This window comes from Shouchella sp. JSM 1781072, assembly GCF_041949915.1.
Taxonomy (GTDB): domain Bacteria; phylum Bacillota; class Bacilli; order Bacillales; family Bacillaceae_D; genus Shouchella.
Window position 1 is genome coordinate 1,542,017 of sequence record NZ_JBHFQE010000001.1, and the last position, 13,797, is coordinate 1,555,813.

The 13,797-nt window shown below is 39.9% G+C and carries 18 protein-coding genes; 6 read left to right on the forward strand and 12 right to left on the reverse strand.

Going from position 1 to position 13,797, the window contains the following annotated elements; all coding sequences use genetic code 11:
- Nucleotides 1-13 precede the first annotated feature (13 nt).
- Both ACE1TH_RS08210 and ACE1TH_RS08215 read right to left on the reverse strand, forming a co-directional pair.
- Complete coding sequence (locus ACE1TH_RS08210) at nt 14-589, reverse strand: ComE operon protein 2 (protein ID WP_375078700.1); 576 nt, start codon at nt 587-589, stop codon at nt 14-16.
- Between the two features lie 66 nt (nt 590-655).
- Entirely contained in the window at nt 656-1,285 is a 630-nt protein-coding gene (locus ACE1TH_RS08215) for a helix-hairpin-helix domain-containing protein (protein ID WP_375078701.1), read from the reverse strand.
- An 85-nt stretch (nt 1,286-1,370) separates the two neighbouring features.
- Here ACE1TH_RS08215 and comER point away from each other — a divergent pair, with 85 nt between their 5' ends.
- Nucleotides 1,371-2,195, forward strand: a complete 825-nt coding sequence (gene comER / locus ACE1TH_RS08220) for a late competence protein ComER (protein ID WP_375078702.1) — start codon at nt 1,371-1,373, stop codon at nt 2,193-2,195.
- A gap of 40 nt (nt 2,196-2,235) precedes the next feature.
- Here comER and ACE1TH_RS08225 read toward each other — a convergent pair whose 3' ends face one another.
- Genes ACE1TH_RS08225 through ACE1TH_RS08265 form a run of 9 tightly spaced genes read right to left on the reverse strand, consistent with a single transcriptional unit; the run spans nt 2,236 to nt 8,147 of the window.
- Entirely contained in the window at nt 2,236-2,991 is a 756-nt protein-coding gene (locus tag ACE1TH_RS08225; protein ID WP_375078703.1) for a class I SAM-dependent DNA methyltransferase, read from the reverse strand.
- Nucleotides 2,992-3,006: 15 nt separating this feature from the next.
- Nucleotides 3,007-3,861 carry a CvfB family protein gene (locus ACE1TH_RS08230; protein ID WP_375078704.1) on the reverse strand — a complete coding sequence of 285 codons (855 nt, stop codon included), beginning with the start codon at nt 3,859-3,861 and terminating at the stop codon, nt 3,007-3,009.
- A complete protein-coding gene (gene rsfS / locus ACE1TH_RS08235) occupies nt 3,858-4,208 on the reverse strand; it encodes a ribosome silencing factor (RefSeq protein WP_375078705.1) in 351 nt (116 codons plus the stop codon). Before rsfS ends, ACE1TH_RS08230 begins: the two co-directional genes overlap by 4 nt.
- A complete protein-coding gene (yqeK, locus tag ACE1TH_RS08240; protein ID WP_375078706.1) occupies nt 4,171-4,779 on the reverse strand; it encodes a bis(5'-nucleosyl)-tetraphosphatase (symmetrical) YqeK in 609 nt (202 codons plus the stop codon). The genes rsfS and yqeK overlap by 38 nt, the downstream gene beginning before the upstream one ends.
- Nucleotides 4,763-5,338, reverse strand: a complete 576-nt coding sequence (locus ACE1TH_RS08245) for a nicotinate-nucleotide adenylyltransferase (RefSeq protein ID WP_375078707.1) — start codon at nt 5,336-5,338, stop codon at nt 4,763-4,765. The genes yqeK and ACE1TH_RS08245 overlap by 17 nt, the downstream gene beginning before the upstream one ends.
- A 14-nt stretch (nt 5,339-5,352) precedes the next feature.
- Nucleotides 5,353-5,646, reverse strand: a complete 294-nt coding sequence (gene yhbY / locus ACE1TH_RS08250; RefSeq protein ID WP_375078708.1) for a ribosome assembly RNA-binding protein YhbY — start codon at nt 5,644-5,646, stop codon at nt 5,353-5,355.
- 12 nt (nt 5,647-5,658) lie between these two features.
- Nucleotides 5,659-6,483, reverse strand: a complete 825-nt coding sequence (aroE, locus tag ACE1TH_RS08255) for a shikimate dehydrogenase (protein WP_375078709.1) — start codon at nt 6,481-6,483, stop codon at nt 5,659-5,661.
- A 22-nt stretch (nt 6,484-6,505) separates the two neighbouring features.
- The gene (gene yqeH, locus ACE1TH_RS08260; protein ID WP_375078710.1) at nt 6,506-7,624 is read right to left on the reverse strand and encodes a ribosome biogenesis GTPase YqeH; all 1,119 of its coding nucleotides are present in this window, start codon (nt 7,622-7,624) and stop codon (nt 6,506-6,508) included.
- Nucleotides 7,617-8,147, reverse strand: a complete 531-nt coding sequence (locus ACE1TH_RS08265) for a YqeG family HAD IIIA-type phosphatase (RefSeq protein WP_099300369.1) — start codon at nt 8,145-8,147, stop codon at nt 7,617-7,619. Before ACE1TH_RS08265 ends, yqeH begins: the two co-directional genes overlap by 8 nt.
- Nucleotides 8,148-8,514: 367 nt before the next feature.
- Here ACE1TH_RS08265 and sda point away from each other — a divergent pair, with 367 nt between their 5' ends.
- Nucleotides 8,515-8,655, forward strand: a complete 141-nt coding sequence (sda, locus tag ACE1TH_RS08270) for a sporulation histidine kinase inhibitor Sda (RefSeq protein ID WP_099300368.1) — start codon at nt 8,515-8,517, stop codon at nt 8,653-8,655.
- 61 nt (nt 8,656-8,716) lie between these two features.
- Here the strand turns inward: sda and ACE1TH_RS08275 are convergent, their stop codons facing one another.
- Nucleotides 8,717-8,887, reverse strand: a complete 171-nt coding sequence (locus ACE1TH_RS08275) for a hypothetical protein (RefSeq protein WP_375078711.1) — start codon at nt 8,885-8,887, stop codon at nt 8,717-8,719.
- A gap of 250 nt (nt 8,888-9,137) precedes the next feature.
- Here ACE1TH_RS08275 and ACE1TH_RS08280 point away from each other — a divergent pair, with 250 nt between their 5' ends.
- The 4 genes from ACE1TH_RS08280 to ACE1TH_RS08295 are packed head-to-tail and all read left to right on the forward strand — an operon-like array spanning nt 9,138 to nt 13,795.
- On the forward strand, nt 9,138-11,549 hold the full coding sequence (locus ACE1TH_RS08280) for a Na+/H+ antiporter subunit A (RefSeq protein WP_375078712.1): 2,412 nt from the start codon (nt 9,138-9,140) through the stop codon (nt 11,547-11,549).
- Nucleotides 11,546-11,977: an MnhB domain-containing protein gene (locus ACE1TH_RS08285; RefSeq protein ID WP_099300365.1), complete on the forward strand. Its 432-nt coding sequence runs from the start codon at nt 11,546-11,548 to the stop codon at nt 11,975-11,977. Before ACE1TH_RS08280 ends, ACE1TH_RS08285 begins: the two co-directional genes overlap by 4 nt.
- Nucleotides 11,978-11,979: 2 nt before the next feature.
- The gene (locus tag ACE1TH_RS08290; protein WP_099300364.1) at nt 11,980-12,318 is read left to right on the forward strand and encodes a Na(+)/H(+) antiporter subunit C; all 339 of its coding nucleotides are present in this window, start codon (nt 11,980-11,982) and stop codon (nt 12,316-12,318) included.
- Entirely contained in the window at nt 12,311-13,795 is a 1,485-nt protein-coding gene (locus ACE1TH_RS08295; protein WP_099300363.1) for a Na+/H+ antiporter subunit D, read from the forward strand. The genes ACE1TH_RS08290 and ACE1TH_RS08295 overlap by 8 nt, the downstream gene beginning before the upstream one ends.
- The last annotated feature ends 2 nt before the right edge of the window (nt 13,796-13,797 follow it).

Sequence of the window (13,797 nt, forward strand, 5' to 3'; positions counted from 1 at the left end):
AGAAATGAATGCTTTATTCACTTGTTTTAGAGAAATAAATGGATTGTGTTTTAGTGGCTAATTCTTCAAGTCGCTCATCTGAAACACCTAGCTGTTCAACTTCTTGCAATAGCTCTGTTGTTAATGCTAGTTTATCGTGAAAAAATTCATCAAGTACGGATGGATCTAATTCAACTTCTATACAATCAATTCCGGCTTCAGCAAAAAGCTGCTCGGCATATGGTTGATTTTTATAGTCTTTGGCATAGTGAACTTTGGAGATGCCTGCTTGAATTAATGACTTCGCACAATGTACACACGGAAAATGCGTAATATAGATTTCCGCACCCTTCGTTGGGACGCCGAATTTAGCACATTGCAACAGCGCATTTACTTCGGCGTGAACGGTACGTATACAATGACCATCTACGACATAGCAACCCTGATCAAGACAGTGATCTGAACCTGATACAGACCCGTTATAGCCCCCTGCAATAATTCGTTTTTCTCGTACAATCGTAGCGCCTACCTTCAATCTCGGACACGTACTCCGCAAAGATAGCAATTGACTTTGTGACATAAAATATAAATCCCATGAGATGCGTTCCATGATCGTGCTCCTTTTTTCATGCATAGTAAGAGTTTAAAGTGATTTGCAGCTTCCGTCAATCTATGCTCACTTAACACTAATAGCGTCTTTTAATGATTCATACGATTTTTCGCCAATTCCACTTACATTTTTAATGTCTTCAACGGTTTGAAACAACCCATTCTCCTCTCGATACTGTACAATTGTAGCTGCTTTCGAAGGGCCAATTCCTGGTAATGCCTGAAGTTCCTCCACAGAGGCTGTATTAAGATTGACTTTCCCTACTTCATCCTGCCCCCCACTTCCTCCTGCACCAATCGCTACCTGAATAGGCTCTTCTCCGATTTCTGGAACGTATATCACTTGTTCATCGATTAATTTTTGCGCTAAATTCACTTGGTTAACCTCAGCCGTTTCTGTAAATCCCCCGGCCCGCTCAATCGCATCATCTACTCGGTCTCCTTCTATAAATGAATAGACCCCAGGTTGTTCAATTGCGCCTTTCACATCGACGATAATCGGTAAAGCCGTGTGATTATCGGCTTCTTCTTCAACCGCATCGCTTGTTAAAAATGCAGGTTCAGAAAACACGCTATCGTCAGCCTCTTCCCCGTTAAGTCCCTGTACGAACAAAAAAAGAAGGATCAATACACTTAGCCCCAATGCCCCGGTTGCTGTATAGCCATTTTTAACAAATTCTATGATACGGTTTTTCACACTCTACCTCCTCATCAATCTTGGAATGATAACCAAGCAGTCTTGCATAACATGAGTAAAGCTACGTCTTAAGGGAGGTTTTTACATGAAAGTCGGATTTATTGGAGTAGGCAGTATGGGTAGTATGTTAATAGATACATTATTAGAAGCGAAGTCGATAGAAGAAAAAGACATTGTCATTATTAATCGAACGGTTTTAAAAGCAAAAGCCGTTCAAGAAAAGTATCCTGGTGTCATGATTGCTCCTTCTATTAAAGAATTAGCGGAAACGTGTAAATGGATTTTTCTTTGCGTAAAACCAAAAGATATACCAGTACTTACACCAACTATCACACCTTTTCTTACAAACGAACATGTAATGATTTCGATTACTAGCCCAGTTTCAGTTGAACATTTAGAGGAGCTGTTTCCATGTAAGGTGGGAAGGATTATTCCTAGCATACTAAATCGCGCACAGTCTGGCTCCACTCTTGTAAGCTTTAGTAATCGCTGCACCCAAGAAGATGAACAGGAAATCCTTGCGTTCATTTCAACCATTTCAAGTCCTTTGTTTATTGACGAAAATGTAACGCGAGTATCATCTGATATCGTTAGTTGTGGACCAGCGTTTTTTGCGTTTATGGCACAGCGATTTATTGAAGGAGCAGTCTCGGAAACACCATTAGGAGAAAAAGAAGCAACTGAATTAACAACATCGATGTTGATCGGTTTAGGAAAGCTACTAGAGGAAGGGTATTACACATTACCAACGTTACAAGAACGTGTATGTGTGCCTGGAGGTATCACAGGTGTTGGAATTGCACATTTGGATCAATTAGTAGGGGATGGATTCGGATCGTTGTTTCGATTAACCGAAGAAAAATTTTCATCAGAAAAACAAAAGCTCGTACAAGAGTTCCAGTTAAAATAAGTTAGGACTTCCTAACTTATTTTAACTTATTCGCTCTTTCTTACGATGTTCCTGCTTCTTTTATTGCGGAAAAGAAAAATCTCTCTGTTTTAGCATGTGGGGGTTCGTCACAAAAGTCACTAGTAACTTGAATAGCTTTGAACCCAGATTCTTCCAACCACTTCGTGTATGTTTTTTCATTAAATGTTCGTTCTTGATGAAGCTCTTCTACACGTTCATAAAGTCCATTCTCTTGCTCAATAAAAAACGTTAGTTCGTGCTCAACACTATTCGGTGCGTCTCCTGTAAAGGAATGCCAAATATACGCTACCCCATCGCCATCATCTGCATATGTCGCTTGATCAAACTGACTCATTTTAAAAGGAGAATGGACATCAAATAACAATAAACCTCCATTATTTAATGCATCGTAGCAGCGTAAAAACACTTGTTTAAAAGCCTCTTCTTCTTTTATATAGTTTAACGAATCGCAAAAAATCGTAATAACATCGTAACGACCTAGTCCTGAAAACTGACTCATATCTTCATGAAAAACTTGAGCAGGATAACCAGCACTTTGTAATTTTTGGTGCGCGACCGTTAACATATCTTCAGACAAATCCAGACCAGCAACCGTATAGCCAGCCTGATTCATTCGCATCATGAATTCTCCTGTACCACAACCAATATCTAAAATGGTCGTCGCTCGAATGCCCCTTTCTTTTAAGGCTTTCTCCATATACGTTAGCCAGCGATCATAATCAACGTGCTCCATAAGGTCATCATAGATATTAGCAAACTGTAAATAAGGTTTCATCTCATTCAACTCCGATCACTTTACCTTGTGTGTAAACCCATCTTGTTGAACGATCAGCTTTTGCTTCAATAACTTTCCTAAAGCCCGTTTAAAGGCTGCTTTGCTCATACCTAGAGCACGCTCAATATCTTCAGGGGTCGATTTATCCGTTAAAGGCATCGCATGATTTTGGCGTGCTTCCAGATACGTTAACACTTTTTTAGCATCGATATCTTGCTGATCTGTCCGTTTTAACCGCTGGGATACATTCACGCGACCATCTTCACGTACAAATTGAACCCTTGCAGTAATGGTTTGTCCGAGCCTAGGTATTCCATCCGCTTCATCTTGATGTAAGAAGGCAATGGGGCCGTCTTTAATTCGTATCGCAGCCCCTTCATCTAGAAAGTGATAGATGATTCCCGACACATCGCGATTAAGCCAGTCTTGATCCGCTTTAATCGCTGCATCCGTAATGGGTCCACCCTTTACGAGCCGTCCCATTAATCGCCCTTTTTTATCCCACGTTAACGAACAACATAAGTGATCCCCTTTTTGCGGCCACTCCATGCGATCTTGAGGCAGTTCGTCCATTGATATAAATAAATCACGTGAAATGCCGTTGTACACAAACACCCCATGAGTCGGACGTACCTGTACGACTTCAAGCCAGCCAATTTCATCGTTTTTTATAATAGGTTGTTTCATGGTGGCACTTAAGCGGTTTTGGTGATCATGATAAAGAAACACATCTAAGCGGTCATCAATTGAAACCGACTCTGTTAAGTCATTTTTGTGAAGCAATACATCTTCGTTGCCATCCGTGAGAAAAAAGCCAAAAGAAGCTTCTCTTATCACGGTAAGAGTAGCTAATTCTCCTGGTTTCATCATTGGCTAATAACCTCTTGTAAAGGGACGGTAGGCGCGTCTCCCCATAGCTTTTCTAAATTGTAATAAACTCGCTCTTCTTTGTGAAAAATATGAATAACGACATCGCCAATATCAAGCAACACCCAGCGTGCTTTATCATATCCTTCAAGCCTTTTAATATCTTGTCCTTGTTCTTGAAAGACTTTTTTAAGCTCGTGGGCAATCGCTTGAACTTGTTTTTCAGAATTACCATGGCAAATAACAAAGTAATCAGCAATTGGTGAAATTCCTTTCATATCCAAGGCGGTAATATTATGACCTCGCTTATCGTCAATCGTATGAACGGCTAATTTTAAAAATGGATTCAATCTCTTGTTCCCCTTTCAACGTATAATAATTGTATGCTTCAATTGTGTACGGATGAATCGGCAAATCTTTTGATAGAAGGTAATTCATCGTATTATTTAAACTAAACTGACAGGCTCGATCTAAATGAATGTCTGCTAGCTCCCGAGCTTTTTCCACACCCTGAAATGAACGATTTGGTTCAATATAGTCTGCCACAAAGAGTACTTGCTCTAACCTAGACATGTTAGCGCGTCCTGTAGTATGGGATCGAACAGCTTGCAAAATGTCGCCATCTTCAATGTGTAGCTCATTTTTACTATACAGTGCACCATAAGGAGCATGAAGCAACTCTCGACCAAATACGGCCCAATGTGTTTCGCCTTTAGCAGCTAAATGGTTCGCCATCTCATCTGTATCATGGTACTTACATATGTCATGAACAATCGCCGCTAATTCCGCTTTCTCCTCATCTACATGATACTGTCTAGCCAATCGAACTGCAGTCTCAGCCACACCGATTGTATGCTGAAATCGCTTTTCAGTGAGGTGATGGCGAACAATTTCCCAAGCCCCTTTAGCTGTAATTGCCATATAAAGAACGCTCCTTTATGAGTTCCCGCACTGATTCTGGTACAAAATAACGAATCGGTTTGCCTTCCTGGACTCGTTTTCGGATGAGCGAAGATGAAATCTCTACTTCTAAAAACGGAATATGTTCGACTTCTTTATGAGCAGAAATGTGCGAACCAGGGCGATCAAACGCCGCAAACGTCACCATCTTTTTTAGTTGATCAATTTTGTACCATTTCTCCAATTGCTCGACCATATCTGCGCCGATGAGAAAGTAGAAATGGTCTTCTGGAAATTGATTTGTCAACTGTTCTACTGTATCAAACGTATACGATTTACCTTTTCGTTCGATTTCCAGATCCAGTACTTTAAACGTAGATTGCGAAGCCACTGCCGCTTGTGTTAATGCCAAGCGATCCGCACCTGATGTTAATTCGTTACGTACTTTATGTGGGGGATCTGACACTGGAATAAACCAAACTTCATCAAGTTGTAATGCTAGCTGGGCTTCTTGGGCAATTAATAAATGCCCGTGATGCGGTGGATCAAACGTCCCACCAAACAAGCCGATTCGTCGCATTGTCTTCCTCCTGACTAATTCGGCAATTGCAAGGTAGGATTGTTTACCGATTTTTTGTAAAGAATGATTGTGCTCCCAATTAATTGCACCACATCCGCACCAGTTCCGTTAACAATTTCAGTTGCAACTGAATCATTCTCTTCCATGTTGTTTTGCAAGATGGAAACCTTTATTAGTTCTCTTACCTCAAGGGCCTCGTTGATTTGTGTGATCATATTCTCATTCACGCCAGCTTTACCAACTTGAAAGATTGGCTGAATGGTGTGTGACTTTCCTCGTAAAAAACGCTTTTGTTTATTTGTTAACATGTTGTTCCTCCGTTATCCCTTTACTTCAGTTAATAATGTTTTTTCCATAATGGCTCGATTTGGCTTTTCTCCTGTCCATAGCTCGATTGCTAACGCAGCTTGGTTAACGAGCATCCCGACACCATTCAACGTTTTATTGCCCTTCAGCCTCGCTTCTTTTAACAACACCGTTTCTAATGGGTTATAAATGAGGTCACAGACTAACGTCTCACGGTGTAAGAAAGTCAGCTGAAGCGGCAATTCTTGTTTTGCTAAAGACATCCCGACAGATGTTGTATTAATTACGATATCGAATTGTTCCAACGTCTTCTCCGCATCAGCTTTCGTTATTACATTGACGTCAAAAGGGGACATCGCAGCTAACGTTTCTGCTTTCTGATGGGTACGGTTGGTCAGTGAAAGGAGCGCACCGTCTTTTGCAAGAACATGCACAATTGCTCGCGCAGCCCCACCTGCTCCAATCACCAGTATTTTCTTTTGCTTAACAGAAGTCGTCTTTAATTTATCAAGTAACGATTCTTTAAAGCCCTCTGCATCTGTATTATACCCAATTACACGGTCGCCGACTTTCTTGATGGTATTGACGGCTCCAATCGCTTTGGCGTCTTCATCAATTTCATCTAAAAACGCCATGACCGCAACCTTATGAGGAATCGTTACGTTAAGACCAGAAATTTCATCAGCTCGAATACGATCAATGATTTCTTTCACTTGATCCTCGGCTGTTTCCAATGACTGATAACTTGCTTGTATATCCATCTGTTCATATGCAGCTTGATGAATATTTGCGCTTTTGCTATGACCAAGTGGTTTCCCTATTAAAGCAAACTTCTTCACTTCACGACCCTCCTAAACGTTTTTACGACAAAATGGATGTGCGCTTTGAAATCGCTACTTCTTGTGGGGCATGTGCATTAACGGTAACGCCTGCCCCTTTTACTGTTATCCAGCCTAGACCAGAAAAAACAATATCCGTTTCTTCTTCATGTAATTTAAACGTTTGGCTCTTTAAATTAAATACCGCTTCATCATCTTCACTAGTAGGCGGCTGTAATAAATCGCCAACATGTGTATCGTATAGCTGGTCCGCCTTTTCCAACTTTGTGCGGTGGATCGATAATTGATTTGACACATAAACGACAAATGATGTGCGCTCACCCTTAATAAAATCTAATCGCGCCAATGCCCCAATAAATAAGGTTTGTCCTGGATTTAACTGAAACACCATCGGTTTAATTTCTTTAGTCGGCGTAATTTGTTTTAAACTTTTTGGACTTAAATAATGAGACAACTGGTGTCGGTTAATAATCCCAGGCGTATCGTATAAAGCTTTTTGTTCATCAAATGGAATTTGAATCATATTGAGTGTTGTACCCGGGAAGTGAGAGGTTGTAATAAATGGATCACTTTCATGCCCATGTCGCTTTAATAGTTGATTAATGAAAGAGGACTTTCCGACATTTGCACTTCCTACAACATAAACATCTTTGCCGTTTCTTACTTCATCGATAACAGAAATCGTTTCATCAATGCCTTCCCCTGTCACTGTACTAATAATCATGGTTTCCACAGGTTTTAAGCTTTGATCACTTGCTTCTTTTTTCAACCAGTGATGCAATTTTTTTCGATTCATTGACTTAGGCATTAAATCAATTTTATTGGCGACAAGAAGAAGTTTATTTTTGCCTATTAAGCGGCTTATACTTGAGAGCCAACTACCATATAAATCAACAACATCGACAATTTTCACAATCAACGCATCTTTGTTACTAAGGGTATGAAGCAAGTCTAAAAACTCTTGATCGGAAATACCGCTTGGCTGTATTTCATTGTAGTGAGTGAGTCGAAAGCATCTTTTGCATACAACCTGTTCCCTTGATAATGCAGAAGCAGGCGCGTAGCCGGCCTTTTTCGGTTCGGTTGTTTGGATTTTCACACCACACCCAGAACAAAAAAATTCTTCTTCGTAATTACTCATTGCTTTTGTTATCCTCCCACTCAATAAGCCCTCTTTTTTTCATATTTCTTAGGACATAGCGTTCCATTTTTCGATTTGCTTTTGTCATCCAATCGTCTGTCTGTGTGACAGGTACTACGAGAATTGTATGAATACCAGCACGATTTCCACCAAGAACATCTGTGAAAATTTGATCGCCTATCACAACAGTTTCTTCCGTTTTCACTTCCATTCGCTCACAAGCCTGTCTAAAAGCTTTTCGTCTAGGCTTTTTCGCACTATGAATAAACACACGTTTTTCAGGATCACAAAACGCCCGAACTCTTCTCTCATTATTATTAGAGACAATGGTCACCTTCAACCCGAATTCATCTAACCGTTTAAACCACTCTTGTACTTCAGGTGTCGCTTCAGCGCGGTTCCATTCTACTAACGTATTATCTAAGTCTGTAATGACGGCTTTTATTCCTTTATCTTTTAAAAGTGAGAAATCTATTTCATAAATACTTTTCACGTATTGATCTGGCGTTAGGCGATTAAGCACACGCACACCTCTTTTCTCTTTCAATCAAAAAACTATTAGTCAAACATCAACTATACCTGCTACACACGTTTATTTCAAATAAAACATTGCTTCTAACGTGGAATGGAGAAAAATCGATAAAATCTTTCGACAAAAATATACAATTACTCAACCTGTGGATAACGTTATACACGTTATAAACATTAGTACATTAAGATTATTCAAACATTGCCCACAATTAACCCACAAGTTATTCACGTCCGATTGTGGATAAAACGAACGGTTGTTCTGCACGATTGATCATGGTAGGATACAAGAAATCAAACAAATTTATGGTCGTATGTATGTATGCACAGGAGGTGAACCTGCTTGGGAGCAGGGACTGAAAATGGAAAACTTGTCAGACGAATTGCTGATTGAAACCTATCGAAAAGCATTGGAACTGAAATTAAATCAAGATTTTATTGACTTGATTTATAAAGAGTTGTACAAGCGTTCATTGCACGATCGAGTCAAGTTAACATCTTAACTGTCTGTCATTTCTACCTACGACCTACTTCACATACAAAACCAAAATAAAGAGGAAGCATCTACCTTGCCTCCTCTCCTTCTAACCGTTCTTTTTTAGGGATTAATTTAATGTATTGTCGCGGTGCAAACAACTCATCATCTTGCTGTAATGATTGAATTCCTTCACGATCTGTAACTGTCTTCGAGTATAGATCATTTGTATCGCAAACATACCAACTTGCGCTGAACATACAGAGGAATATTGCCGATGACACATATACTTTCGTCCGTGTGCGAATAATAAAACGCCTCCTTTTTTATAAAGGTGGCGTTTTTATTAAGATCTTATACATTTTTTCTTGTTTTTGTTGAGTTTCATCCTATTTAAATGGAATGGTTGATCACAAAAAAGTCAAGGATAAAAATGTGCAAGTTTAAATTTTTTACGCTATAATGGCTGAGATTCATGTAATTTTGCTCATTACTTAAAGGAGGTTAAACATGTCAAGCCTACATCTTGCTATCCTGCTGCCATTTATTGCAGCAATTGTCATCCCATTGATTTATCCACTTACCAAACGTCTACATACCGGTTGGATTACGATGCTTATTCCAGCAGCTTTGTTTGCGTACTTTGTGTCAAGACTTCAAGACACGGCTAACGGTGGGTCAGTCTTAGAGGAAATGGCTTGGGTTCCATCTTTAGACATTAACTTCGATGCATATCTTGATGGGCTGGGCCTGCTGTTTGCCTTGTTAATAACAGGTATAGGTGTTTTGGTTGTCCTTTATTCCATTTTCTACCTTGATAAAACAAAAGAACAGCTTGCTAATTTTTACGTGTATCTTCTCATGTTTATGGGGGCCATGCTTGGTATTGTCTTATCGGACAATCTAATGGTGCTTTATATTTTTTGGGAAATTACGAGTCTTTCTTCAGCGTTACTAATTAGTTATTGGTTTACAAACAAAGGTTCGATTTTTGGTGCTAGAAAGTCTATGCTGATTACCGTATTTGGTGGCTTTGCGATGATGGCCGGCTTTATTCTTCTTTATATGGAGACAGGTACATTTAGTATTCAAGCATTAATTGATCAACGCGATATTATTATGGCAAGTCCATACTTCATCCCCGCTATGATCTTAGTCTTACTAGGTGCATTCACAAAATCAGCACAATTCCCATTTCACTTTTGGTTACCAGATGCAATGGAAGCCCCTACTCCTGTTAGTGCATATCTCCACTCTGCCACAATGGTTAAAGCAGGAATTTACTTAGTTGCACGGATGACACCTATATTTGCAGGTGCACCTGAGTGGTTTTGGATAATTGTCATAACTGGACTGGTGACGTTAACCTGGGGTTCGATCTCCGCGGTTCGACAAAAAGATTTAAAAGGCATTCTTGCGTTTTCAACGATTAGCCAATTAGGACTTCTCATGATTTTATTAGGACTTGGGTCCGCATCTTTTACAGGAGATACAATTGATGAAAACCTCGTGTACTCTGCTGCAATTTTCACCGCAGTTCTTCACTTATTTAATCACGCAACCTTTAAAGGTAGCTTGTTTATGGCTGTTGGGATCATTGACCATGAATCAGGTACGAGAAACATCGAGAAACTTGGTGGTCTAATGACTATCATGCCTGTAACGTTTACGATCTCGCTAGTGGGACTAGCCTCAATGGCAGGAATTCCACCGTTTAATGGCTTTATTAGTAAAGAGATGTTTTTCACTGAGCTTCTACAAATAACGTCGATGAATTTTTCTGGTGTTGAAACGTGGGGATTTGTCATCTTAGTAGTTGCTTGGATTGCAAGTATCTTTACATTTTTATACTGCGCCATTTTATTCTTTAAAACGTTCTTTGGTAAATTTGAGAAAGCAAACTTTTCAAAAGACGTACACGAAGCACCTCTTGGCATGCTTATTAGCCCTGTTATATTAGGTGGCCTTGTGATCGTTCTAGGATTATTTCCAAATTTATTAATTCCTACAGTGATTGAGCCAGCCGTTGCCAGCATTTTGCCACATTTGCCAGCTGATCAGCTAGCTTTAGACTTAAGTCTATGGCATGGAGTGAATACTGAATTGCTTATGTCACTCGGAGTTATTGGGTTTGGTGCAACGCTTTATATGACCTACCCAAAATGGAAAAAACTTTCGATTATGCAACAGGATCGTGATCCGTTTAACAGCGTTTATGACAAAACACTTTCCGGTCTTTCAACTGGATCCGAATGGATAACGAATGTGCAAATGACAGGACGGCTAAAAGATTATTTCACTTACATGCTCCTGTTTATTGTCTCCATTCTCACTTATAGCTTTGTTCGGTCAGATAGTTTCACCTTATCCTTTACACCAACTGAAGAAGCCCCTGTATTCGTATACGGAATTATCTTCTTACTTGTTATCAGTACGCTTTCTCTTTTCTTTATAAAAGAACGAGTGAAACTAATTATTACCGTTGGTGTTGTTGGTTTTTTAATGGCCCTACTCTTTGCGGTATTTAGTGCACAAGATTTGGCTATGACACAGCTACTCATCGAAACCGTGACCGTTGTTTTATTGCTTCTAGCATTCAGACATTTACCAGAAGTCACGCAAGAAACTGGCTCAAGGGTTCGAAAATCATTACATGTGGTGCTTTCAGTTGGGGTTGGCTTACTCGTTTTCTTAATTGGTACAGCATCTTTTGCATTACGAAACGATGCGAATTTCACACCAATAGCTGAATACTTTATCGAGAATTCTTACGATAAAGCAGGCGGAGAAAACATGGTTAACGTTATTCTTGTTGACTTCCGTGGACTTGATACCATTTTAGAAGTACTCGTCCTTGCCATCGTAGCCCTAGCGATTCTTATGATGGTGAAATTACGATTTAAAGGAGGCGAAGACGTGTGAAGTATTCAAAATCCCATGACGTCATGCAACGGATTTTAATTACCATTACCATTTATTTTCTCGTTGCGTTTTCCTTCTATTTGTTTTTTGCTGGACATAACAACCCTGGTGGCGGTTTTATTGGGGGACTAATGACAGCAAGTGCGTTTATTTTAATTTATGTCATTTTTGACAGACGGGTAGCAAACCGAATCATCCGCTTTTCATACCCTGGAATTTTGGCAACAGGCTTGTTCGTTTCCCTTTTTGTTGGTTTAATTGGTCCGGTGTTTGGCGATGCAATGTTCACTCAATACTTTGATTACTTTGACCTCCCCTTCTTTGGGGAAGTTGAGTTAACAACCGCGGTCCCGTTTGATTTTGGCATCTACCTCGTCGTTGTAGGTATGGCAATGGCGGCAACAGTAACAATTGCGGAGGATGAATAACTATGGAACTTTTAATGTTTATTGCCATCGGCGTTCTTTTTGCAGTTGGAACCTACTTTATCCTTTGCAGAAGTTTACTAAAGGTTATTATCGGCATCATGCTTATTTCACATGGCGCTCATATGCTTCTCTTAACAATGGCTGGTTTAAGACAAGGTGTACCACCACTTGTCGATATTTCAGGTAGCGAGGCAACAGATCCTTTGCCACAGGCCATGATTCTGACGGCGATTGTTATTAGTTTTGGTATTACAGCATTTCTTGTTGTTCTTGCCTATCGAACCTATAAAGTCAACAAAACGGAAGATCTTGATAAGTTGAGGGGTTCTGAAGATGAATAATATTGTGATGCTGCCGATTATTGTCCCTTTTATAATGGGAACGTTGTTAATTTTATTAGCGAAGAAACACCTTCTTCAACGAGTGATTAGCTCGATTACAGCTATTTCGCTCGTTGGGATATCTTTGTACATTGCTTGGCTTGTTTATACAGATGGTCCACTTTCCATTGGATTAGGTGGCTGGGAGGCTCCATTTGGAATCGCCATTGTTGCGGACAATTTAGCAGCCTTCATGGTCGTATTAACAAGTATTGTAGGCGCAACCTGCTTATTCTTTGCCTTTACAACCATTGATAAGAGAAGAGAACGCTATTTCTTTTATCCGTTATTCTTTTTCTTACTAACTGGTGTAAATGGCGCGTTCTTAACTGGAGACTTATTTAACCTATTTGTCTTCTTTGAAGTCATGCTACTCGCTTCTTATGCTTTAATGGTAACAGGGAGCACGAAGTTTCAACTTAGAGAAACGTTTAAATATGCCGTTATTAACGCATTTTCATCTATGTTGTTTCTTGTCGCAATTGCTTATGTTTATGGCGTTTTAGGAACGGTAAATTTCGCACATATGGCAGAGCGTGTAGCGGAAGTGGAACAAACTGGCGCACTTCAAGTGATCGCCGTTCTTCTTTTCTTAGTTTTTGCTACAAAAGGAGCCCTATTCCCGCTTTACTTCTGGTTGCCACATTCTTATGTCGGCCCTCCAACAGCCGTTACAGCTTTATTTGGTGGACTGCTTACAAAAGTAGGCGTGTACTGTATTATCCGGATGTATACACTTGTCTTTACATTCGATGTTGGCTTCACCCACCAAACGATTATGTTAGTCCTTGGTGGTTTAACGATGTTGCTCGGCGTATTAGGCGCCGTCGCACAATTTGATTACAAACGAATTTTATCGTTTCATATCATTAGTCAGATTGGCTATATGATTATGGGAATTGGCTTAAATACGGCCCTCGCACTCGCAGGAGCTGTTTACTTCCTGGCCCATAACATGATTGTTAAAACCGGCCTAATCTTAATGTCAGGAGCGACTCAAAAGGTTACAGGAACAACGGATCTTAAGAAGATGGGTGGCTTATTGAAAACACACCCTACCCTTGCGTGGTCGTTTTTAATACTTGGTTTATCCATCGCTGGAATTCCTCCGCTTAGTGGCTTTTTCGGTAAATTCCCGTTAATTGTAGCTGCTGCAGAAGAATCAAGTTATTTCTTAGTCTTTCTTTCACTATTTGTTGGGATGCTGACGCTGTTTTCCATGATTAAGATTTTCATGAATGTCTACTGGGGTGCACCACAGCATACGAAAGAACAAGCGAATACATCGATCGCACCAACATTATTAGCCATTTCACCACTTGTTCTTTTAACGATTATTCTAGGTATTTTTGCAGAACCATTTTTTGCATATACAGAAATAATTGCGAATGAACTTCTTGATCCAGCAGTATATATCGAATCGGTTCTGAAGGAGTAGAT

What these genes read in the sequence shown, in the direction of transcription:
- ACE1TH_RS08210 (WP_375078700.1), bottom strand. Translation starts at nt 589, where the DNA reads ATGGAACGCATCTCATGGGATTTATATTTTATGTCACAAAGTCAATTG.
- comER (WP_375078702.1), top strand. Translation starts at nt 1,371, where the DNA reads ATGAAAGTCGGATTTATTGGAGTAGGCAGTATGGGTAGTATGTTAATA.
- ACE1TH_RS08225 (WP_375078703.1), bottom strand. Translation starts at nt 2,991, where the DNA reads ATGAAACCTTATTTACAGTTTGCTAATATCTATGATGACCTTATGGAG.
- ACE1TH_RS08230 (WP_375078704.1), bottom strand. Translation starts at nt 3,861, where the DNA reads ATGATGAAACCAGGAGAATTAGCTACTCTTACCGTGATAAGAGAAGCT.
- yqeK (WP_375078706.1), bottom strand. Translation starts at nt 4,779, where the DNA reads ATGGCAATTACAGCTAAAGGGGCTTGGGAAATTGTTCGCCATCACCTC.
- ACE1TH_RS08245 (WP_375078707.1), bottom strand. Translation starts at nt 5,338, where the DNA reads ATGCGACGAATCGGCTTGTTTGGTGGGACGTTTGATCCACCGCATCAC.
- yhbY (WP_375078708.1), bottom strand. Translation starts at nt 5,646, where the DNA reads ATGTTAACAAATAAACAAAAGCGTTTTTTACGAGGAAAGTCACACACC.
- yqeH (WP_375078710.1), bottom strand. Translation starts at nt 7,624, where the DNA reads ATGAGTAATTACGAAGAAGAATTTTTTTGTTCTGGGTGTGGTGTGAAA.
- sda (WP_099300368.1), top strand. Translation starts at nt 8,515, where the DNA reads ATGGAAAACTTGTCAGACGAATTGCTGATTGAAACCTATCGAAAAGCA.
- ACE1TH_RS08275 (WP_375078711.1), bottom strand. Translation starts at nt 8,887, where the DNA reads ATGTTCAGCGCAAGTTGGTATGTTTGCGATACAAATGATCTATACTCG.
- ACE1TH_RS08280 (WP_375078712.1), top strand. Translation starts at nt 9,138, where the DNA reads ATGTCAAGCCTACATCTTGCTATCCTGCTGCCATTTATTGCAGCAATT.
- ACE1TH_RS08290 (WP_099300364.1), top strand. Translation starts at nt 11,980, where the DNA reads ATGGAACTTTTAATGTTTATTGCCATCGGCGTTCTTTTTGCAGTTGGA.
- ACE1TH_RS08295 (WP_099300363.1), top strand. Translation starts at nt 12,311, where the DNA reads ATGAATAATATTGTGATGCTGCCGATTATTGTCCCTTTTATAATGGGA.